Origin of the sequence: Litorivita pollutaquae, from assembly GCF_003205515.1 — a bacterium.
Classification (GTDB): domain Bacteria; phylum Pseudomonadota; class Alphaproteobacteria; order Rhodobacterales; family Rhodobacteraceae; genus Litorivita; species Litorivita pollutaquae.
The window spans coordinates 1-22478 of the sequence record NZ_KZ826482.1 but is presented as its reverse complement, the minus strand read 5'-3'; the positions used below and the strand labels follow the sequence as shown (position 1 = coordinate 22478).

The following is a 22478-nucleotide window of genomic DNA, read 5'->3' as shown; positions in this document are numbered from 1 at the left end:
CGTCCGTTCATGTCCACTCCACCAACACCAACTGATGGAGCCTACTATGAAAGACCTTTTCGATACGAACACCAAAACACTGTCCGCGCTGATCAATGAAGATTGCCTTGAAACACTCAAAACAATCAAGTCGAACTCAGTCGACGCCCAAGTGTACGATCCGCCATACGATGACGTATTGGACCACGACTGGGATAAAAACCTCAACCTTTTTCCGATATGGGAAGAGTCGTTCCGGGTCTTGAAGCCCGGTGGATATCTTGTGGTCTTCGGAGACCACCGCAGGTTCCACCGCACAATCTGCGAGCTGGAAGATATCGGCTTCACGCTGATATCTGGAATGGCTTGGACGTATAACAATGGGACACCAGCGTGCCAAAAGATTGACGACCTACACCACACCCGCGTGAAGCCCGGACAAGAACCCATCGGCTTGTTTATGAAGCCGCTGCTGGAAAAGACGTATAAGGTCCACCGTAAAAAACACGGTAATTCCGGGCTTCGGGTCAAGAACACCGTACCTGGCGTCAAGATGACAAAGTCAACCTTTGACTACCAAAAGCCGACCCCCACGGAGAGAAATCTCGGCGTCGAGCACCTGCAAACAAAGCGGGTGAACAAACGAGACGAAAGTGGCCGTTCGCTTTACCGCACAACGAGCCGTAAGAACCACGGCCCCTGCGTCAAGCCCGTGCAGCTAATGTACCATTTGTTGAAGCTCGTCACTCCGGAGGGAGGTACCGTGATGGACGCATTTATGGGAACAGGCGCAACCGGTATGGCGGCGGCTTGGGCTGGTTTCAACTTCATCGGAATCGAGCGCGACAAATCCTATTTCGAGGTTGCCAAGTTACGGGTCGAATACGCTCTAAACAATCAGATGCCTTCATTCCCACTGCACGCAGCAAAGCGTAGAAAAATATCCATTACTGAAAAGTCTTATGCCAACCGAGCGTCGCACACGACGCCTTGGATTGAGGCGACAACGGACTTGGGCGCGCTCGTGCCCTTGCGCCGCCCAATCCGGGTTAAGCGCGCAATTCAGAAACTACTGGCCAGCGTCTCAACGCTTTGGGGCAATGCTGTCAATTCATTCAATGGTTCGGTCAATAAGGGTAAAGTCTCGGGCCGTAGGCATACAGAAAAGACAGTGTCCATTGCTGGCGTCCTGCCAAACGGCACCAATCTGCCGTTTAACCGCCTCCCCTTCGTAGAGGTGCTCCCCCTTGTATTCCACAACAAGAATGCGGCCATCGGTCAGCATTGCGATAAAGTCGGGGTAGAATTTCCCGTGGGGCATTTGCAGCCAGAAGGACGATCTCTTCCGGTCAATGTTGCGCACCCAGTATCGGACCTTTTCGTGCCGGTCGATGTGCAGGGCACAGTCCCGCTCTTCGTCACTGTCAAACGCGCCAATAAGCGAGAAGTAATGCTTGTTGAACTTGGTCGCGCCGGAATAGGGCCGGTTCGGCGCGTGGCTTTGCTCATCGAAGATGATGGACAGGTCCGCGCTGGTCTGAAAGTCCTCCGCGTTGGCGGCAAAAAGGGCACGGTATTGCGTTGTTTCTCGCTCGCCGCGAAGATCATACTTGTTGCGGCCCAGCACATCCAGCTCAATCCCAGAGGCCATCAATTCTTCTATGGCCTTGGATATGAATACTACCGCGCTTGGCTTGGTGATATCGGGATGAACGATGCCGCTTTCCAGCCAGTTGGCGAGGCGCGGCAAGGTCCAAGTCGGCTCCCGAATGACGCCCGCAAGCTGGCCTTGTAGCTGGTTGATGAAGTTGATTTCAACCTTGCCTTTTTCACTGACATTTATCGTACCGGTTCGGCTCGTATCAGACGGGCGGAACCAGTTTTTGATGTCGCTCACATCACACGCGTCCAGCCGCCACGGCGTGCCGAGATGACCGATTTGACGGCGCTCCAAGGCGGCGTGGAGAAAGTTACGCCTCTCGCGCCTGCCGCTGCGCGCGTTTGAAGAAATGCCGTGTCGCCTGATCACGCGCGTCCTTGTCGGTCATGACGATGTTGCGCATCTCGTTGTCTTGCTGGAACGCCCTGACCATACCTTGGAAAAACGCCTGCGAGAACGCGTTGTAGACAACGTCTGCCGGGTTGTTTTTGACCATCTCGGTCATGTCTTCGTCCATGATGTCGCGCGTCACCCGCTCAAAGCGCAGGAAGTCTTCACGCGAGAACTGGGTGCCATGCCGTTCATTGAACGAGTCGATGATTTCGGACAGCGACCTCTCTTCTTCCTCGGTGTAGGGGTTTGCGCCGAACTCGGTGATCGGGTCGAGCGTGCGCGTGTCGCCCGCATTCAACGACGCACTGCCTTCCTCGCCCTTTTGCAACTTGAACGCGGACAAGGTCAGCATGTCGTCGGTGATTGTGATATCGGCAGGTACATCCCGAGATGGCAGAAGGCGCGACAACCAAGCTGTGTAGGCGTAGAGCTTCTCCAACCAAGCATCGTTGAGTGACACGACCTGCGCCACGAAGGCGTAGAAGCGCTGGAAACTTTTCAGAAGTTGGCGGAACTCTTCTTGTTGTGCCTCGTCTTCATCCAGCTCAAACCGGTCGACTGCAAGACGGACAGTGCCTTCCAATTTGAGGCGGTCCTGCGTCGTCAGATCACCCTTGAAGAACTGATCGGCAAACCGCTCGACCTCGTCTTTGTGAATATAGGTCGAGGACGAGATGCGCTGTTCTAGGTCATAGATTTGGTTCAGATCTGTGCGTTCTTCCAGCGCGGTTGCCTCGAAGAAGGGCGCAAACGCTTCTTTGACCTCTTCCATTGTGTTCTGGAAGTCGAGAACGAACGTGGGTTTGTCCTTGCCGTAACTGCGGTTCAGCCGGGCAAGGGTTTGCACCGCCTGCAACCCGGCGAGTTTCTTGTCCACATACATCGCGACAAGTTTGGGTTGGTCAAAGCCGGTCTGGTATTTCTCGGCAACGACGAGGATCTGATATTCGTCAGTGTCGAACTTTTTCGGCAGTTCGGTTTCAGCGAAGCCGTTCGCGGTCGCCTCGGTCCAGACATTGCCATCGACGGTCAGATCGCCCGAGAACGCGACCAACGCTTTAAGGTCGGCATATCCCTTGTCTTCGATGTAAAGGTTGAGTTGTTGCCAGTAACGCAGGGCATGTTCGCGACTTTGGGTCACGATCATCGCCTTCGCCAGACCGTTCAATTTGCCCGCAACATGGCGGCGGAAGTGTTCGACAATCACCTCGACTTTTTGATCAATGGCGGTCGGATGCAGCGAGGCATAGCGCGCGACACGAGACTGCGCTTTACGCCCTTTGAAGGCTGGGTCGTCTTCGATGGTCTTTTCGAGCTGGTAGTACGCACCATAGGTCGTGTAATTTTTCAGAACATCGACAATGAACTCTTCCTCGATGGCCTGACGCATCGAATAAAGGTGGAATGGGTGCGGTTTACCGTCTGACCCGATGCGCCCGAACCGTTCCAGCGTGACATTGCGCGGCGTCGCGGTGAAGGCGAGAAACGAGATGTTTTTCTGCGGTCCGCGCGCCTTCTGAAAGGCCAGAACCATGTCTTCGATATCGTCGGAGCTGGTCGCATCGCGGGTCAGCGCGTCGCTCATCGCTTGCGCCGCCTTGCCGGACTGGGATGAATGCGCTTCGTCAATGACCACAGCAAAGTTCCTGCCACCCTGCCCGGAGATCGTCGCCAGATGCTCGGTCCCGAACTTCTGGATTGTCGTGATGATGATCCGTGCGCCTTTCAGGATTGCGTCTTTCAGATCGCGGGACGTGCCGTCGATCTTCTTCACCACGCCCTCGGTCTGGGCGAACCCGCCGATGGTGTTCTGCAACTGTCGGTCCAGCACCAAACGGTCGGTCACAATGATCGCCGTATCGAACAGGGGTTGGTCGCCTGTGTCATGCAGGTTGATGATCTGGTGCGCGGTCCACGCGATGGTGTTCGACTTGCCCGACCCGGCGCTGTGCTGGATCAGATAGTTCTGCCCCGCGCCCTTGGCACGCGCGTCCGCCAATACCTTGCGCACGGCATCGAACTGCTGGAACCGGGGAAAGATCAGCACCTCTTTGCCGCCCGAGCGTTCAAGGTGAATGAACCGCCCGATCAGGTCGAGCAACACCTCGCGCGAGAATACTGCCTTGGTGTCGGGCAGGTCTTTGTAGAGATAGGCGACCCGGTTCTCGCCCGGCACATCGGGGTTTCCGGCACCGCCGTCGCGCCCGCGATTGAACGGCAGAAACCGCGTCTTACCGTTCATAAGGCGTGTGGTCATCGACACGTTGTCCTGATCCACCGCGAAATGCACGATAGCTCCGCGTTTAAAGGTTAGCAGAGGTTCGCCAGCGGGGGAGCGGTCCTGCCGATACTGTTTCTCGGCGTGTTTGACGTTCTGCCCCGTCAGCAGGTTTTTCACTTCCAGCGTCGCGACCGGAATGCCGTTGACGAAGGTCGCCAGATCGATGGCGTTCTTGTTCTTCGCCGAATAGGTCACCTGCCGCATCACGGACAGGATGTTCGCATCAAAAAGCCGCGTCAGATCCGGGTTCAGGTTCGACGCAGGCTTGAAAAAGCACAGCGCGAACCGGATGTTCGGCACCAGTTTCAGCCCCTCGCGCAGCACAACATGGGCGGGGTTGTCTTTCAGCGCTTTGTCGAGACGTTTCAAAACCTCCGCTTCGGCCTGCGCGCTGTAATGGTCTTCCAGCACCTGCCACGCCTCGGGTTGCGTGTCTTTCAGAAAGCGAAACAGCAACTCGGTGTCGAGCGCATGGGCCACGTCATAATGGGACGGGCAGTTGCGTTCGATGTACCCCTGACCGGCGGTCAGGCAGGCGACGATATGCGCCTCAAAGACCTTCTCTTGATGAATGTCGGCGGTGGTGTGAGTAGTGGTCATGCGAATAAATGCTCAAATATCTTTCGCGCGTCATCTATGGACTGAATGCCCAGACGCGTGATCGGTTTCGTTCGGAACTCGTCGTATCCCTTGAGATTACTGTTTGCGCCGTCGCGTCCCTTGCGTACTGGATCTGGCTCCTTGTCCTGCCACCCAGCCCCCTTCCAAACCTTCTTCGCGACCTCCACGGTGATAGGGGGCGAGGTTGGGGCATACATGCTAATGACCCACAGATTCACGCGGTCTTTTTGGCCGAGTTCGGCACCGATGGCGCGGCGGCGTCCGCGTGTCGTCCAGACTTCAAGGTGCACCTGCTGACTGGTCGCGGTCTTCGGCGGGACGGGGTCGCAGTTGGCGCTGAGTTGGGCACGGATGAAGGATTTGAGTTCGGCGTTAGTGTTGGTCACGCGTCCATCTCCTCTTGGATGGCGTCGAGGCGGCGGTCGGGGGTGCCGGATTTGGCGTAGGTCGTCACGTCGACCTGACCCGTGACAGCGGCGGTGATCAGGGCGGAGCGGTATTCTTTCAGGCGGTCGATGGATTTTTCGGTGCTTTGGTGCACTCGGATTATCCGTTCGCGTTCTCTGCCTGCTGCGGTTGCTCGCCGAACTTGCTCATCCCTTTCGATGTATTCGAAGCGGAATGAACTCACTTGATCGGGACTGATGTGCGGCACGCTGACGCCAGTCATAATCGGTTCGAAATATGCGAGGAATTGGCGACTGGTGAGCAGCAGTTTCATGAACTGCTTGTCCATCGTTGTCCTGGGAGCGATCCGGCAGACACGTTGGAGAAGCAATGCTGGCGCATCTTCTTCCGTCAGCTCTGCAATGCGAATGCCCGATGAGATCCACGGGCGATCCATCCCAAGCACAACGTCGCCTGCATCCAGCAAGAAACGCGACACCTCGACCAGTCGATCACGCGACCAATAAACGGTGTCGTCCCACCTCATAGAACCGGGTGAGACGTTTGCGCCTCGGAGAAGCGGCATGTCTTCTGGGTCTGTTGAGAAGTCGCTGCTCGGGAATGCATAACCCGACAGAATGTCGATGTGGTGTCCGAGTTTCGTCCGCTTGCCGCCCGTCGAGATTGCATTCTCTACAACGCTCACCCACTTCTCCCCCAGCAGCGCCACCAAGCGCTGCTTTTTCTCGATCAGCAGGTCTATTCTTGCGGTCTCACGGTCCAGAAAGTCGGCAATCTGGCGTTGGGTCGCGAGGTCGGGGAGCAACACAGGGATGTTGCGCAATGCCTCATGCTCCAAGTCCCACTGATTGACGCGGACGCCTTTGGAAATGCGTCCATAGAGACCGATGTAAGGGTCGCTGCGTAGCAGATAGTGCAGGAATTGGTCGCACTCGTCGCTCTGAGGCGTGTAGACGTAATACGCCGGACTGACGATGCCCCGATAGCGCGAGATTGCGATTGAACCCTGCCACGCTTTCATCTTGTTTGTGACCAAGGCCCCCTCTGTCACAAGCTGGTATCCAGAAAGGTCTTCGGAGGGTTTGTTGTGGTTGTCATCGCGCGATGATTTCGGGATTACCCCGTGATCACGATAGACGGATAGCAGCTCTTCTTCGGCATATCCTGTCTTCTTTTCACGTCGGAAGAGAGACCAAAACGGAACACTTCGCCAGCCACTTGGAATGCCACCGGGAACGATATCGGATGTAGGTATCATGCGGCCCCGCCTCCTTGATTGCCGTGAACACGCCAAATCGGGCGCTCGTCCCATCCTTCGGGGAACCCCATCGCTTGCGGGTTGGCAAAAGCACAATCTGCCATCAAAATGCGGACCCGGTCGCACCACGTTGTCCCCGGTGCGATGATCCGCAGCATCTGGTCTAAGGTCACCAAGGTGTTGTGGATATTTCGGGGGTCCGCGCCCTTCATCGCGACGGCCAGCCGCGCAGGGTAGCGCGGGACGATCATCTGAATCGTAAACCGCCGATTCCACAGCCGCCCGTGGTGGGCGCAGATGTTGCGGACATGGCTCATGTGGTGCGCGAAAGAGGTCAGCACCTTTTCGTCCAGTGCCAGTGGCTTGGCGATGGCCTGACGCTCCGCACGGGATTTCAGCCCGCCATAGAACTTGGAAAGCAGCCCAAAGGACATAAGCTCTGCCGCCATCCACACAGGCGGCAAGGTGGGGGTGGTGTACTTCGTGCGGTAATGGTCTGCAAAGGTGTCGCGAGAGCGGTCGAACTCTTTGGTCAGGCTGTCCACCATCGACGCGTGGTGGCGCACCTTTGAATAGTGCTGCTGGTCCAAATATCCGTGCGGCCCGTGCGACATCGCCATGTGATGCGCCCAAGAGGCGCGGATCGCCACCTCCACCCGCTCAACCGCGTCCATGACCAAAAGGCGGAGCTGCCGGTCGAAGACGTAGAGCGACAGCACATCGTCAAATGACGTGCCATCCTTGAAGCAATGCGCATCGCCTTGTTTTTTGCCCTCAAACGGAAGCCAGTAGGCGCGCAGCCGGTAGTACGAGATATGATTGAGGTAGTGACGCGCGCGCGCCTCGTCCGGCACGGTCATGCCGCGTTGCTTGAGGAGTTCGAGCTGGTCATCTACCGAGATCGCGGGTTTGGCAAACTTCATATTTTGCACACCCCAAAAACAAGTAACCCGCCGGGGTGCGCAGTACAAAGCCGAAGCTCTGCCCGAGGCGTGGCGGGTCTTGTTGCCCCAATACGTATGCCAAGGACCTTAAAGAAACAAGAAGAAACAGTGCGGAACAGGCAAAAAATCACTCGACCACCTCCTGCAACAGACCTGCGATCTCGGATTCGAGAGCTTTCAATTCAGCGTCGATCTGTTCGAGCGGGCGCGGTGGCACGTATTTGTAGAAGTATCGGTTGAAGTTGATTTCATAGCCCACGCGCCCCACGCCGCCGTCCGTCGCGTCGGTGTGGGTTTCATCCACCCAAGCGTCAGGAACAAAAGGCAGAACCTCGCGCTGCACATAGGCGCGCCAATCCTCGCCCAAGGGCACCAGTTCGTGATCGCGCAGGTCGGTATCGGGTTCGGGATTGCCCTTTTTGTCGGTGCAGACATCGGCATCTTCGTCGCGTTCGGACATGGCGGACAGGATTGCCTTGCGGACCGGCGCACCGATCTTGACGCCGTTGCTGCGCAGGGCGGCAGAGAGCGCTTTGTCGAAGTCCTCACGACAGGTCCAGCGCTCATCGCCGGGCAAGTGTTCCTGCAAGGCGTCCAGAACGCGGGTCTGGTCGTCTGCACCCAGTTTGAGGAACGGTTTCCCCTCGCGCAGCGCCTCCAACGCCTCGGGGGTCACGGCAAAGGCGAGTTTCAGCGGGCGTTCAACTCGGATTTCGCGGTAGCCGAAGTCGGTCGTGGCGAAGATTTTCGACACATCCTCCCAGCCCGAATTGCCGTTCAGCATATCGTGGTAGATGCGCGCAATCTCGTCGCAGGCAGTATCGGGGATTTCGCGGCGTTTGGACCCAAGGGATTTCCGCATGGATTTCCAGAAGCGTTCCCCGCTGGCGTCGATCAGTTGCACCTTGTCGCGCCGCGCGGTGTCCTTGCGGTTGGTCAGGAGCCAGACATAGGTCTGAATGCCAGTGTTGTAGAAAAGGTCAGTCGGCAGCGCGATAATCGCCTCGACCCAGTCGTTTTCCAGCATCCAGCGACGGATCTCGCTTTCGCCCGACCCGGCCCCGCCGGTGAAAAGCGGCGAGCCGTTCATGACGATGCCAATGCGCGAACCTTGTTCGTCATTGCGCATCTTGGAGATCATATGTTGGAGGAACAGGAGCTGCCCGTCCGAGATGCGAGGCAGACCGGCACCGAAGCGACCGGACATGCCCTGTTCCGCCGCCTCGTCCTTGATCGGGTCGGCGTATTTCTTCCAGTCCACGCCGTAGGGAGGATTGGACAGCATGTAGTGGAAGCGTTTGGTGGCGTGAGCGTCTTGGGTCAGCGTGTTGCCAAAGGCGATGTTCTCGGGGTTGTGCCCTGTCACCAGCATGTCGGACTTACAGATTGCGAAGGACTCGGGGTTGAGTTCCTGCCCGAAGAGTTCGACGCGGATGCGGTCATTAAGCGCCTTCATCTCCATTTCGGCAATGGACAGCATACCGCCCGTGCCTGCTGCGGGGTCATAAACTTGCCGGATGACACCCGACCCGGTCAGCGCGTCCTTGTCGTTGATAAGCAGCAGCGACACGATCAGGCGGATAACCTCGCGCGGGGTATAGTGTTCGCCCGCCGTCTCGTTCGAGATTTCCGAGAAACGGCGAATCAGGTCTTCGAACAGATACCCCATTTCGAGGTTTGAGATGGCATCGGGGTGCAGGTCGACTTGGGTGAACTTGTCAAAGACCTGATACAGCAGACCGGCATCGTTCAGGCGTTTGAGCTGGTCCGTGAACAGGAACTTGTCAAGGAAGATATCGCGGACGTTGCCCGAGAACTTGGTGATGTAGTCGATCAGGTTCTTGTGAATGTCCTTGGCGTCCTGCCCTTTAAGCGAGGTAAAGGTGAAGCGGGACAGGTTATAGATGCGGATATCCTGCCCCACGACGCCGGACAGCAGGGTGTCACGTGCCTCGTCGTCCATGTCGTCGGGAAGGTTGCCCGCCATGTCGAGAACGGCGGATTTGCTCTCTTCAAGGATGCAGTCGAGACGACGCAACACGACGAAGGGCAGAATGACCTTGCCATATTCGGACTGCTTGAAGTCGCCGCGCAGCAGCTCCGCGATGGACCAGACAAACGACCCGAGTGACTTAATATCTGTGCTCATGGAAAATGCGCTGCCCCAAAATTATTGAATTGCTGCCGGTTTTTAACCGCCAACGTTTGAGGAGGATGCTAGCATGAGATATTACCTCTATCCAAGGCAGCGCTTTGACCGAAAACTCATTTTTCGCTGCGTACCACTTTTAAGAAGTCGTTCCCGACCCTATTGGCTCGCCAAGGGTGTCTGCCCGAAAGTCGAAGTGTCGTGACCTGCCTCTCGCGATCATAGGTGTGGGTCGCGCCCGAAAGGTTGCTCCAACTACCGAGCGCAGCTCGTCGTGCTGCGGCAGGAAAAAAGTTGAAAAAAATTCTTGGGTCTGCGAGCGTTTGAACCAATCTTCAAAGTGTCGGGCGGGAACGGTGCCGACCCTTGCCGCCGCACAGGCGGCTTCGAAAAATCTTACCCTCGTGAAGGATCAAGACGAACGCCACGCCCGCCCGACGCTGGCTCTGTAAACAAAACGCCCCCGGCCTTTCGGTCAGGGGCGTTTTCGTTGGTGCAATGCGATCAGCGGCGTCATTAGTGCTGTACGCGATAGCTATCAAACCAACCATCACCCTGCGTCTTGGGGTCATTGCAGTGCGCCTGTGCCTCCTCCAAAGTCAGCCCGCGCCGGACAACCTTGTTTTTGCCTTCAAACCGATACCGCACAATTTCAAATTTCTCGATGACCGAGCGGTATCCGTCAAACCAGCCTTCACCCCTTGTATTGGGGTCTTGGCAATGGGCCTGCGCCTCCTCCAAGGTCAGCCCGCGCCGGATAATCCACTGCTTGCCGTTCTGGCGAAAGCGTACAATGTCATAGGTGATATTATCGGTTTTTAAGAACATAATTTAACTCCGTAATTGCTCTAAACCGAACTTGGGTTCGGCCAAAAATCACGGAAGAAAAAAATCAAAATGATGGGTTTGGGGCCGCTTATTCAGCGGCCACCGTTTGACTTGCCTCGGTTAGGCCCTGGACAAAGTCCAAGGCCTTTTGTGCTTCGCTTGCTGCGCGGAAGATGGCGCGGTTGTCTTCCTTCATCGCTTTCATCCAGCCTTCGATATACGCCCCGCTCTGGTCAAAATCCGGGGTCAGGCCAAGGGTCGCACAGATCAGACAATTGCCGATTTCTGCCACCAGTTCTTCGAAGGCATAGGCCTTGCGGTCGCTGTGCCGTTTGAACCGGTCCAGCCGTTTGTCCGCGCCGGTCCAATGCGTCAGCTCGTGGGCCAAGGTGGCATAGTACCCATTGCTGTCGTGGAAGGTGTTCGCCTCGGGCATGTGGATGAAGTCGCCGCCGATATTGTAGAACGCGCGCGGCTGGTTGCTGTGCCGGATGTCCGCGCCCGTAGCGGCAAAGAAGGCGTCCAGCTCGGGGTCGCGCTCGGTGCCCAAATCCCGCGCCGGGTCTGGCTTGTTGTAGAACTCTTCGGGCAAGCCGTCGATCTGATCGGCGTTGAACACACGGTAGGACTTGGCAAAAGGAATGACCTTGGTTTCGCCCTCGTTGGCGTCGTCCTCAATCTCGGTCGTAGTGTAGTAAACCACCTGCGATGACTTCTCGCCTTTGCGCACGGCCCCGCCAAGGTCTTTGGCTTGCTTGAAGGTCATCCAGCGTGCGGATGTGTAGCCCTTGCTTGCCGCGATGGACCACAACACAAGCACATTGATCCCGCGATACGGCTCGCCATTGTGCCGCTCGGGCAGACCTGCACCGCCTGTGCCGCCGATCCACGGCTTGCGCCACGGTGCGCAACCGGATTCGATGGCCGCGATGATCTGATCAGTGATTTCCTGTTGAATGTTGAATTTCTGCTTTGTCATAATCGTCTCCGTTGTTGAAAGCACGGACGATGTGCGTTCGTTTTCAGTTCCCGGAAGAAGATTTCTGACCGTCGGCTGATGGGCTGTGATCGGTCGGGTCCTATTCCGAAAATCAGTGCTGATTTCAGGACTGACGCCGCAGGCGCCTGTTCCTGCAAATCTGCCACGTGGCGAACGCGGGAGAGGGCGAGGCAAGTTTTGAAAAGCGGAGGGGTATCACCCGGCAACGCAGCGCGGCGTCAGCCGTGACCGTTGTTGGGGAGATCGCTTTTCAATGCTTGCCCGAGGGGGAGGGCCGCGCCCTCACCCTGACTTTTGGTGGTTGTGGAAGTGATCAAAGAAAGAAACGCACTGAATAGGGTTTCAGCTTGTGTTTCCTCAACTGTCGAAAGCTTTAAGTCTCTGTAAAACAATAAAAAAGTAGAATCATAGATTCCGGCGCGAGAGTTGACGCCTGTTTTTCAATTCCCTGTACGGAAATCAGGGGCCAAAACAGTTTTGATCCTTCTATCCATGGGGGCTTGGGCGCAAAGCGAGAATACTATCGCGCGATCAAAGTGATTTTGATAAAAACCACATAAAATCAGCACCTTGTAGTCTCATAAGAAGTCTCGAAACCGTCGCATTAGTTCCAGCCAAAATTTTTTTGACCGGGCACAGCAAAAACATTTTGGTTTGTTCTGCGTTTGTACCCAACTCCTGATCGCAACAGGAGAAGAGTACGCCATGAGACACATTCACATCCCCAAACCAGACTACATCGGAACAACGCCCGAGATCATTGCACGCGTGTTGCGCGCTCGGAATCCGGGCCTTTCGTATCGCGAGCGGAATGCCTTGACCCGCGCCACTCTTGGGCGGCGGTTCATAGACCAGGAGGTCTGTGTTCTGCGTGCCCCCGGCAACGACAAGCGCATGATCGCGGTGGACACGCCCTTGCCGCCGTTGGCCCGATCACATGTCGAGAGCAAAGCCATCATCAGGTGGGTTGACGACAACGGGACCATCATCCTCGAACCCATCAAATAAACCCAATCCGAAACATTACGGAGCCAAGCCTACCATTTGAAAGGAAACAATTATGGAGCATCACAGCAAGCAATATGAACGCGTCAAGAAGGCGCTGGCAAAAGCCGAAAAAATTGAAACCAAGAAGCTCAAAAAGCAAAAAGACGTGGTCATTGAGCACGACACCCCACGCAAGGTCCGCCCTTCGACCAACGCGATACTGGCCCGTGCAGGCGCGGGTTTCGACCTTACAGATTTGGGCAACTCTGATCGCTTTCTGGCCAAATACGGCACCCGAACGGCCTTTGCGATAGGCGCTGGATGGGTCGTTTTCGATGGTCACTGCTGGGACCGGTATTCAGGAAACGAACGTGCCAAGGGAATGGCCGGAGAGATTGCCCGCGCGATTAAAGAGGAATGCAAATGCCTCAAAAAAAAGAAGCAAGTCCCGTACCGACTGCAATGGGCCGCACGTTCGGGCCGTGCCTCCGCGATCAATGGATTGTTGGAACTGACGAAGCCAGCGGTACTGGTGCCGCTCGATGTGTTCGACCGGCAACCTCAACTGTGGAACGCACAGAACGGCACGCTTGATCTGACCACCGGCCAGCTCGCACAGTTTTCGCCAGCGGATATGCTGACCGGGATGGGGCCACTCCACTATGACCCGAACACGCAGTGCCCAGCTTGGGACGCGTTCATCGCCGATATCACTTGCGGTGATCACACGCTCGCCGGGTTTCTCCAACGCGCGGTCGGGTATTCGATGTTCGCGCATCAGGAAGAACAGGTCGCCTTTTTCCTCACAGGTGATGAAACGAACGACAAGATGAACGGGAGCAATGGCAAAAGCCTGTTCCTCGCGATAATCGCCGCCGTCTTCGGGCAATATCAGACCGGCGTGGACAAGGGGCTGATCACGCAGGCCGCGCGCAAATCCGGTATCAACAGCGATGTGGCCGCGTTGTCGGGCAAACGCCTTGGCATCGGCGGCGAGTTCGACCGCAACGATGTGATGGATGAACGCGAGTTCAAACGGCTCACTGGGGAAGACGTGATCAAGGCGCGCTTCCTACGGCAGGAATATTTCGATTTCTACTCGAAGGCGACGCTCTGGTACGCGACGAATTACATGCCGCTCATCCAAAGTCAGGACCACGGGGTTTACCGGCGCACGATCATCATCCCCTTCCTTGCCAAATTTCACGACGCGCACGAATGCCCCGAAGGTGGGAAGGTCAAAGACCCCAAATTGAAAACCCGGTTGCTGGGTGAACTGGAAGGCATTTTCCGCTGGTGCATCGAAGGCGCGGTGGCCTATGCCCAAGGGGGCCTGAATGTGCCGAGGCATCTTTATGCCGTCCGCGACGCCAAAAAGAACGACTCTAACCCCCTGTCGGACTTCGTTTCCATTTGCCTCAATATCGACCCCGATAAGGTTGAACGGGCAGGCAATCTTTTCCAAGCCTATCAACGCTTTGCGGAGGTCAATGAAGGCCAAAGGTTCTCACGCACAGACTTTGGCCTCCGAATGAATCGCATGGGCATTGTCAAAGTTCCAGAATTATCCAAGAAGCACATCCATCGTGGTGGGGCCTGCCTGAACGAGGTTGGCAAGGCCTATTTGAACGGCACGCGCGACCTGATCGAACTCGAAAATCAGGACCGCGCCGACCTTTTGCGCGCCGTGTGACGGATCACCGCTGTCGCTGACGCCGTGAGAGCGCTTTGCGGGCTTCCTGCTCCCAAAAGCGCTCCCAATCCTTTGCGTCGCGTTTGCGGGCCTTTTCCTCATCTTGCGTCACATCGCTGGGCGGCGCGTTGGACGTTGCTGTGTCCTTGGACTGGCCCGGTTCCGCACGGTTTTTGACCGTGTTGGGCGGGGCCGTTGGTTCGCCGAACTGGACAGAGGCCGTGACGATTTGCGAAACGGCCTTCCCTGTCGCCTGCCACATAGCCCGATGCGCTGCATTCGCGGACTTCCGGGCGGCGGCATAGGCGAGATAGGATGCCACGCGTTTCGGGGGTGGCGGCAAGGCGCGGCCCGCGATCATGGCCACGCGCGTGGCCGCCTGATGTTTGCGCAGCATCGCATTGACCTTGGGGCCGCGATGAACGCCGGGGATGTAGTCGGGGCCATCGCCCTGCGGTTTCCGGCCAAGATTGACGCGTGTCGCAGCTCCTACCCGGTGCAGTTCCGCGTTCACGCGCTTTTCCCAGTCTTTGCGCCGCCGCTCGATTTCAACCTTGCCCTGCTTGCCATCGGTCAGCTCCCGCACCTTCGCGCCGAAGACCGGGCGGCCATCACCGCTGGCAGTCATCCTCCGATCTGTCTCGACAATGTGGATGTGCCAGTTCTTTGCGCTCTCGCCATGTGCTTTGGGGCTTGGCGCGTGCAGTGCCCATGTGCTTGCGATGCCGTATTGATCGCGAAGCCAAAGGCAATGGCCCCGCGCAACACGCCGCGCCGCCTCGTGTCCGCCCTCGCACAGTTCATGGGGCAGTGCGATCACAGTCTGGCGTCCGGGCCGCTCGTTGATTTTCTTGGCCGCGTGTTCGGCCCCGTTCCAGAGTTCCGAGAGTGTCCAATTCTGCTCACCGTCCGGGCCGACGATCTCCCAATGCAGAACATCGCCCTGATCATCCTTGCGCCAGAAGGTCTTGTCCCGCCGCACATCGTGCAGGGTCTCGCCAGTGATATAGGCCGCATAATAAACCGCGCTCTGGTCCTTGCGCCGCGCAATCGGTTGGGTCTTGTAATGCACCGCTTTGCTTGCGGTCGGGTTCGTTGCAGTTGTCACGACCTGCCTCCCTATTTCAGAATCCGAAGGGTCAATTCCGAGATAGGTCCAAGCGGTAGCAATCTGAAAAAGCATGATGTTTGCCATGGAAACAGAGGGCGATTTCGGGCAGGCCCGACGCAGGCGGTGGCGGTCAGGCCCGACGCTGCAAACAGAGTTTGCGTAATTGCGCCTTTCAGGTTTTGTCTCGCGCGCCTCATTTCCTCTGGTCTGAATTTCCCCTGTGCGCACCGCACAGACAATTTCGCGCGCCATGATTTGGGATCACCTCGCCTTGTTCCCTATGTCCAGAAAAACACCAACACAGGAGGGTTCGATGGCACGGATCACACAAGCCCAAGTCGAAAAGGCCATGCGACTGGCACAAGAAAAAGAACGGGCCTTCAAGGAACAGGAACGCAAGGCAGAAAGCCGCAAGAAGGTTATCCTTGGCGGTCTCATCCTGCTTGCCGCGCGAAACATTGAACGGGAAGGATTACCACGAGATAAAGCCGTGGGCTTCTTCCAATTCCTCGCCAATCAAAAAGGCATCGCCCTGCGTGATGCGCGTTTCCTCGCGGAACGCTTGGAAAAGGGCTATGCCGCCCCGTTTCAGGAGGCCACCGCCCGATTGGAGGCACAATGTGCCAGTCTCAATTCGGGAGGGTCACAGTGATGGAAAAGTTTCCTTGGGACGACGACGCAATTTCCGCGCCCGCACACAACGCCACAAGCGAACTGTCGCGCTCGTTAACGGCCTGTGAACTCGGAGCGCTTGGTTTGCCCGTGGATGATCCCTTCTGGATGTCGCCCGAAGACTTCGATGCGCATCTTTCGGAAGTTGACGGCCAGCGAGTTAAACGGGCCAAAACACTTGGACCTGATGCGCCTGCCGCACAAAATATCCGCATGGCTTCTCCCAGCCGCGCACCCTTGCCCTCACTTGACCCGCGCAAGAAGGGACCAGCGGCGACCGAACTTCCCGAATCCGTTCAGCGCGCTGTCGAGATCATCGCCACACCACACGCCCCCGACGATCAGGCCATCGGGGCCTCTGCCTATCTGCTGAAATGGTATCAAACCGAATATCAACGCCGCCCGACGCTCAAAAGAATGGTCGCGTGGTGGTGGCAGGCCGCGCGCCGTTCGGTCGCTATCAAAGAACTATGGGAAGATGAAATCCGGGTTTTGTGGAGGACCGACGAACGCCCCGACGCGCCCGACCCCAGGGACGCCTCTGTAAATGCCTTCTACGGTGCACTGACACATCACGCGGCCCGCATTTTTATTGCAGCGCAGGGGCACAGTCCCGATCAGGGCGCGGGTCGTGAACTTATGCATAAGGCAGGATTTTCGGCGCGAGGGATGCCAAGGGGCAGACCCTCGCGCCGGGTTCGAAGACAAATGGACGGGTTGGAGCGAACATAAAGCAAAACATTACGCCGAATGAATTGCCGTGACGCCTCAGCAGTCCGCGTTAAAGTTGCCGCTCAAATCAAACCCAGTCGTTCAATTCTGGTATTAGGTCGCAGAGAAGTTGAGGGTCCACCCACTCATCCCTGTCAATCAGCGTCAGCGCGGCTTTGCGATTAGCCCCATCCAGACGGAAAAATTCTCGAATGGGTCGGTGGTTGTTCCAAGCATAATTGATCACTGAACGCGCGGCATCACTGGCCCCGCAATCAGCTCTCACTAAACTGGCAAGGCGAAGAATTGCATCATTGGTATCCATCGTTGTTTCCTTTCTTTACGGTGGACTCCCAAGGTGGGTTGAGTTCCAGAAGACCAAAGAATTTTTTTTGATGCCAAACCCGATTGGCACTCTTCATCTTGGGCCGCCGGGTGTCTGGGCGGCGCGATCAACTTGTTCTTGGCAGTTGCATCACCACAATGCTGGAAAACATCCCCAAGATTGCGCACTTGACTGTGTCGGTACGATGCGCACAATGCAGGTCCGAGGGCTGTTTCGCAGAGGGTCAGCCCTTGATTTTGTTGGATTTTTTCGGAATTTCTGCGGCCCCTACCGCCGGAGCCAAAATCCTTAAGTAAATCAAAGATTTACGAGGCCCCTTGCAAAAGATGGATCAGGGGTGTTTGGCATTAATAGGCATATAGTAGGCTTCAAGCCTGATTGCCTGTCCGACCGATAAGGTGATTTGCAACCGCGTTGTCGATCACAATATTCCTCTGGCTTAGTCCAAGGTGGTTAAAATTTCTTCCTGACTTAAAAGATGTGTCGCTCGATTGCACCGCGTATATAGAAGGATCAATTTACCCGATCATGAACTCATAAAACGCGCAGAGGACTATTATGCCCTCTTCTAAGGTTTGATGGTGATACCTAGAAATCGCTACGCTGTGCTGAGCCTTGCGGGTCTAAAAAACGAAGGAGACGAAGGGAACGCCTCCGATTTCCATCTGAATGAACGACACCAATGCGTTAGCCAAAGCCTTGCCAGAGGTACTTGGCTCCACTCTACCAGATGCCCGTACCAGAGGAAGCAAAAACCGCTGAATTTTGCCAGAGATTTTTCGCCGGGATGCGTAGCTATGTTGGTCTGCTGATTGTGGCAAACACCGAAATTCCCGAAGAACCTACTAAGCCTTGCCCTACATATACGCCTTCCAGCCCCAGCAGCGACTGGTAGGACATTTGGAAAAACGGCCCCAACCGGACCTTGACGATGGTCGCGGCGAACGGCAGGTGAGAGCCCATTCTGTGAGTTCGGTTTTTTTGCTGCGTGCGCTCGCAGCGTGAAAAATGCTGCGTCAGCGCAAAATTCAGTGCTGCCGCGCAGCGTGAAAACCAGCCATTCGTGCAGAGTGCTGCAAGGATCAGAGGTCGAATTCACAGTGAGCGGACGAAACCAACATTGGAGTTTAGGATTTCGCTGACGCAGCATCACTTCGAATCTGCAGTGACGATCGTGTTTTCGAAAACTTGCGATCAAACCGCATTGGCGCACGCCAGAGGGTAGCGCGCGCCAATGAAATTTGTGGGTTACGCGAGCCCGTAACTTGAAAACGGCAACTCGCGCACTGCTTTACCGGTGGCCCGGCGGACAGCATTTGCTACAGCGGGACCAATTGGTGGTGTGCCAGGCTCGCCTATGCCAGTCGGGGCCTCGGTTGAGGGGACGATGTGGACATCTACCTGCGGCATGTCGGCGATCCGAAGAGGCGTATAGTCGTAGAAATTCGACTGGTTCACCTCCCCGTCGGTCATCGTGATCTCTTCACGTAGGATCGCCGAAAGACCGTAGCCGAGGCCGCCTTCAATCTGCGCCTCGATGTTCGAGGGGTTGATCGGCACGCCGCAATCGACACCACAGGTCACACGCTCAACCTTGACTGTGCCATCCTCGCGCATGCGAACATCCGCAATTTCGGCGACATAAGAGCCGAAGCTTTTGTGCACCGCGATGCCCCGTGTCAGGCCATCTTGCACGGCCCCGGCCTTTTCAACGGCCAGTTCCAGCACGCCGCGGGCGCGCGGATCAGTAAGGTAGCGCAGGCGGAACTCCACGGGGTCGGCATCCGCCGCCTCGGCCAATTCATCCATAATCGTCTCGACGACATAAGCGGTGTGCGTATTTCCGACCGAGCGCCACCAGAGCACAGGAACACCGATGCGCGGATGATGAACATCGACCGACCAGCCCGGAATGGTATATGCCGAGTGCTCGCCAAGACCCTCGACCGAGGACGCATCGACGCCGTTGTTCACCATAAACTGTTCGAACGCGGTTCCGATGGCGATGCCCTGACCCACGACGCGCTGATCCCAAGAGGTGATGTTGCCTTCGGCATCGAGACCGGCGCGCACACGGTGCATGTGCATCGGGCGATAATACCCGCCGCGCACGTCGTCTTCGCGGGTCCAGACCAATTTGATCGGGCGGGCTTCTCCATGCGTTTGCAGCCACGCTTGCGCAATCATCGCCGCCTCAGCCACATAGTGGCTGTCATAGATCGCCCGGCGCCCGAAAGACCCACCACCCCAAAGGGTCTCGACTTTCACCGATTCAGGGTCAATACCAAGGACCTGAGCGCTGATGTTCTGATCTAAAGTCTGGATCTGCGATCCGGTCCAGAACGTCGCCTCGGTGCCGTCGAACAGAACGGTCACGTCGATCGGCTCCATCGGAGTGTGCGCGAGGTAAGGGAAGAAATAATCGGCTTCGATCACTTTCGCCTCTTCGGCCTGTGATGCTGCGGCGTCTTCGAAAACAGTGCCGTCCTCATCAAGCAGCGCGGTGTATTCTGCACGCAACTCTTCCGTGCCCCGATTTTCAGCGTTCGAAAAATCCCATTCGGCTGCCAGCGCGTCGCGGGCCTGAATTGCCTGCCAAGTGGACTCGGCAATCACTGTGGCCCGATCCGGCAGGCGGATTACGTCGATCACGCCGGGCATGGCCCGCGCCTCAGCGTCATCCAGCCCGGCCAACTCGCCACCAAAGCGCGGGCTGCGCAGGCTGACGGCGTACATCAGCCCGTCCATCGCCACGTCCATGCCGTACATGTTGGTCGCACCTTGGGTCTTGCGCACCAAGTCCACCCGCGGGAAAGACTTGCCGATATAGACCCATTGATCCGGCGTCTTGAGGGATACACTATCGGGAATGCTTTGCCCTGCTGCGGCCTCAGCCATATCGCCCAGGCTGGCCGTGTTTGATCCATCGGTGATCATGCCGCCGGAGACGCTGACACTCTGCGGATCAACACCCCATGCTTGGGCGGCCGCTGAAACCAGCATGGCCCGTGCCGTCGCCCCCGCCTCACGGTACTGCTGCCATGAGTTGGCCATCGCAGTTGACCCGCCTGTGCCCTGCACACCCATGAGCGTGTTGGCATAAAGACCGGTGTTGGCCGGCGCGAATTCCGTTGTGACCTGCGCCGCATCGGCATCAAGTTCATCTGCAATCAGCGTGGCCAGACCGGTGGCGGTCCCTTGGCCCTTGTCCAGGTGTTTGACGATCACGACAACAGTGTTGTCAGGACGAATATGGACAAAAGGGGTGGCAAGACCGTCGGTACCAGCTTGTGCTGCCGCTGTGGTCGGCTGAATCGCACCGCCCAGAATAAGGCCACCCGCAGCGCCTGCTGTCATTTTGAGAAAGCCCCGGCGCGTCGTCCCTTTCGCAGGGACGCCCTGTGAGATTAGTCTATTTAGCATGTTAACCCTCCACAATTTCGGATGCGCGATGGATCGCTTTGCGAATGCGCGCGTAGGTGGCACAGCGGCAAAGGTTACCGTCCATGGCCGCGTCGATGTCTTCGTCGGTTGGTTTGGGCGTGTCCCGCAACAAAGCCGCCGCCGACAGGATTTGACCGGATTGGCAGTAGCCGCACTGAGGCACTTCCAGTTCGACCCACGCCTCACGGATGGCCTCGGTGGTCGCATCTTGTGCGCCCTCGATTGTCGTCACAGTGGCACCGTCAATATCGCCCACGTAGGTCTGGCAAGAGCGCACAGGCGCACCATCTACGTTCACGGTACATGCGCCGCATGACGCCACGCCACAGCCGAATTTGGTGCCGGTCAGGCCCAGCTCGTCGCGCAGGGCCCATAACAAGGGGGTATCGCCACTTGCTTCAATCTCGCGCGGCTCACCGTTCAAAGTCAGTTTGATCATCGCTCAATTCTCCTTTTCTTCAGCCTAGGTTGGGAGCGGTGGATGCAAAAACGGCATCCGCGCTCAATTTGTCCCACCAGTTTTGCACGCCGTCGAGTGACAAGATTATGGCACCATCCTCGGTCATGGTCGCATAGGCCACAAGCGGCCCCAGTAGATAATCGGCGAACCCGGGCGTATCCCCGGCAAGAAACTGCGCGTCGCCCTTGTTTTCCATCACAAGGTTGACCAGCTTTTTGGCCTGATCAATGCTGGATTGCCGCATCTCTTCATTCTTGCCGCCGACCAAGTCGGGAAACAGATGATAGGCCACAAAGCCGATGATTGCGCCGTAGCCATAGTTGTTGATCAATGCCGCATTCTCGTCGGCCTTCGCGCGCACTTTTGCGTCAGCAGGAAACATCGGGGCTTTGGGGTTGCGCGATTCGAGGTAACGCACAATCGCATCGGTTTCACGCAGGCGCATCCCGTCGATATCAAGCACGGGAACCTTACCGAACGGGTGACGCTCAAGATGCTCGGGCTGTTGCGGCTCGCCCTCCAATACGTTGACGGAAACTTGATCGTAAGCCACACCCTTACGCGCCAGTACGCAGCGCACAGTGCGCACGTATGTTGAACCGTCGAAGCCGAATAGTGTTGTATCTGTCATAGTATCCTCGTTGATTTATTTAAGTTCTTCAGTGGCTTGTGTGATTGGTGCTGCAGCGCTCAAAGGCGTTTTGAGGTTGTCAGCCAGCAGTGTCACCAGATCGCGCACAGCGCTGCGCAAACCTGCCATCTCGTCAGGGCCCAGATTGTCTCCCATCTGGTCTGACAAGACTTGCGGAATGTGTTTTGCGCGGTCTTTCAGCGCGGCACCGTGAGCGGTGAGTTTTACAGTGACGCACCGTTGGTCTGACGGGTCGCGATGTCGCGTCAGCAAGCCGTGTTCTTGCATGCGCTTCAAAATCGGCGTCATCGTAGCGCTGTCGATAAACAGCCGTTGCGCAAGGTGCCCCACATGAATGGGTCCTTCTTTCCACAGGACCAACATAACCAAATACTGCGAATAGGTTAGTCCCAAAGGATCAAGAAGGGGGCGGTACACGCGCCCGAGCAAGTTTGATGCAGCGTAAAGTGGAAAGCACAACTGGCTGTCCAAAGCGAGCACGTCAGATTCGCGGTTTTCCGTTTGTCTTGTCATCATGGGAGAGCAGATAGGGCGCTTCATTTATCGGGCAACCTAATAATTATGATACTAAGTAAATGATTTGGATTCTGGTGCCTGACATAGCGGCATTTGTCCGGTGGATGCGTGCTGTCCCAAGACAGCAGTTGCGAAAGACAAGCGGATCTTTCGAAGGCCTTCATCCATAAGCTGCCATTTAAAAACGCTGCGCGAATAACGGCTCCGTCCGCGACATCTGACTGAAGTGGTCCGGCAAAACAGGACAGCGTGCTAAGATGTATCCAACCTTGAAGACAGGATACACAAATGACCAAGAGACGCAGTTTTTCAGATAATTTTAAGGCCACGGTAGCGCTTGAGGCGCTTCGTGGAGACAAGACGGC

General features: G+C 56.7%; 18 protein-coding genes. 5 read left to right on the top strand and 13 right to left on the bottom strand.

What is annotated here, in order from left to right; translation table 11 throughout:
• The first annotated feature begins 46 nt into the window (after positions 1 to 46).
• On the top strand, positions 47 to 1774 hold the full coding sequence (locus DI396_RS04010; RefSeq protein WP_162617148.1) for a DNA-methyltransferase: 1728 nt from the start codon (positions 47 to 49) through the stop codon (positions 1772 to 1774).
• A 175-nt stretch (positions 1775 to 1949) separates the two neighbouring features.
• Here DI396_RS04010 and DI396_RS04005 read toward each other — a convergent pair whose 3' ends face one another.
• The 7 genes from DI396_RS04005 to DI396_RS03975 form a co-directional block, all read right to left on the bottom strand.
• Positions 1950 to 4913: a type I restriction endonuclease subunit R gene (locus DI396_RS04005; protein ID WP_110794918.1), complete on the bottom strand. Its 2964-nt coding sequence runs from the start codon at positions 4911 to 4913 to the stop codon at positions 1950 to 1952.
• Positions 4910 to 5320, bottom strand: a complete 411-nt coding sequence (locus DI396_RS04000; RefSeq protein ID WP_110794917.1) for a hypothetical protein — start codon at positions 5318 to 5320, stop codon at positions 4910 to 4912. The genes DI396_RS04005 and DI396_RS04000 overlap by 4 nt, the downstream gene beginning before the upstream one ends.
• On the bottom strand, positions 5317 to 6600 hold the full coding sequence (locus DI396_RS03995) for a restriction endonuclease subunit S (protein ID WP_162617147.1): 1284 nt from the start codon (positions 6598 to 6600) through the stop codon (positions 5317 to 5319). The genes DI396_RS04000 and DI396_RS03995 overlap by 4 nt, the downstream gene beginning before the upstream one ends.
• A complete protein-coding gene (locus tag DI396_RS03990) occupies positions 6597 to 7523 on the bottom strand; it encodes an Abi family protein (protein WP_110794915.1) in 927 nt (308 codons plus the stop codon). The genes DI396_RS03995 and DI396_RS03990 overlap by 4 nt, the downstream gene beginning before the upstream one ends.
• Positions 7524 to 7671: 148 nt before the next feature.
• Positions 7672 to 9693 carry a type I restriction-modification system subunit M gene (locus DI396_RS03985; RefSeq protein WP_110794914.1) on the bottom strand — a complete coding sequence of 674 codons (2022 nt, stop codon included), beginning with the start codon at positions 9691 to 9693 and terminating at the stop codon, positions 7672 to 7674.
• 516 nt (positions 9694 to 10209) lie between these two features.
• A complete protein-coding gene (locus tag DI396_RS03980) occupies positions 10210 to 10521 on the bottom strand; it encodes a hypothetical protein (protein WP_110794913.1) in 312 nt (103 codons plus the stop codon).
• An 88-nt stretch (positions 10522 to 10609) separates the two neighbouring features.
• Positions 10610 to 11500 carry an ArdC family protein gene (locus DI396_RS03975; protein ID WP_110794912.1) on the bottom strand — a complete coding sequence of 297 codons (891 nt, stop codon included), beginning with the start codon at positions 11498 to 11500 and terminating at the stop codon, positions 10610 to 10612.
• A 726-nt stretch (positions 11501 to 12226) separates the two neighbouring features.
• Here DI396_RS03975 and DI396_RS03970 point away from each other — a divergent pair.
• Both DI396_RS03970 and DI396_RS03965 read left to right on the top strand, forming a co-directional pair.
• Positions 12227 to 12529 carry a hypothetical protein gene (locus DI396_RS03970; protein ID WP_162617146.1) on the top strand — a complete coding sequence of 101 codons (303 nt, stop codon included), beginning with the start codon at positions 12227 to 12229 and terminating at the stop codon, positions 12527 to 12529.
• Positions 12530 to 12581: 52 nt separating this feature from the next.
• Positions 12582 to 14201 carry a DNA primase family protein gene (locus tag DI396_RS03965; RefSeq protein ID WP_110794910.1) on the top strand — a complete coding sequence of 540 codons (1620 nt, stop codon included), beginning with the start codon at positions 12582 to 12584 and terminating at the stop codon, positions 14199 to 14201.
• A gap of 4 nt (positions 14202 to 14205) precedes the next feature.
• Here the strand turns inward: DI396_RS03965 and DI396_RS03960 are convergent, their stop codons facing one another.
• A complete protein-coding gene (locus tag DI396_RS03960) occupies positions 14206 to 15309 on the bottom strand; it encodes a MobA/MobL family protein (protein WP_162617145.1) in 1104 nt (367 codons plus the stop codon).
• Between the two features lie 316 nt (positions 15310 to 15625).
• Between DI396_RS03960 and DI396_RS03955 the strand changes: the two genes are divergently transcribed.
• A complete protein-coding gene (locus DI396_RS03955) occupies positions 15626 to 15964 on the top strand; it encodes a hypothetical protein (protein ID WP_110794908.1) in 339 nt (112 codons plus the stop codon).
• Entirely contained in the window at positions 15964 to 16716 is a 753-nt protein-coding gene (locus DI396_RS03950) for a hypothetical protein (protein ID WP_110794907.1), read from the top strand. The genes DI396_RS03955 and DI396_RS03950 overlap by 1 nt, the downstream gene beginning before the upstream one ends.
• Before the next feature lie 67 nt (positions 16717 to 16783).
• Here DI396_RS03950 and DI396_RS16385 read toward each other — a convergent pair whose 3' ends face one another.
• The 5 genes from DI396_RS16385 to DI396_RS03925 all read right to left on the bottom strand — a co-directional run bounded on the left by DI396_RS16385 (position 16784) and on the right by DI396_RS03925 (position 22137).
• Complete coding sequence (locus DI396_RS16385) at positions 16784 to 17020, bottom strand: hypothetical protein (protein WP_162617144.1); 237 nt, start codon at positions 17018 to 17020, stop codon at positions 16784 to 16786.
• 1269 nt (positions 17021 to 18289) lie between these two features.
• Entirely contained in the window at positions 18290 to 20464 is a 2175-nt protein-coding gene (locus DI396_RS03940; RefSeq protein ID WP_110794905.1) for a xanthine dehydrogenase family protein molybdopterin-binding subunit, read from the bottom strand.
• A gap of 1 nt (position 20465) precedes the next feature.
• A complete protein-coding gene (locus DI396_RS03935; RefSeq protein WP_110794904.1) occupies positions 20466 to 20924 on the bottom strand; it encodes a (2Fe-2S)-binding protein in 459 nt (152 codons plus the stop codon).
• Positions 20925 to 20943: 19 nt separating this feature from the next.
• Positions 20944 to 21576: a glutathione S-transferase family protein gene (locus DI396_RS03930; protein WP_110794903.1), complete on the bottom strand. Its 633-nt coding sequence runs from the start codon at positions 21574 to 21576 to the stop codon at positions 20944 to 20946.
• A 15-nt stretch (positions 21577 to 21591) separates the two neighbouring features.
• On the bottom strand, positions 21592 to 22137 hold the full coding sequence (locus tag DI396_RS03925) for a MarR family winged helix-turn-helix transcriptional regulator (RefSeq protein WP_235851738.1): 546 nt from the start codon (positions 22135 to 22137) through the stop codon (positions 21592 to 21594).
• Positions 22138 to 22478 lie beyond the last annotated feature (341 nt).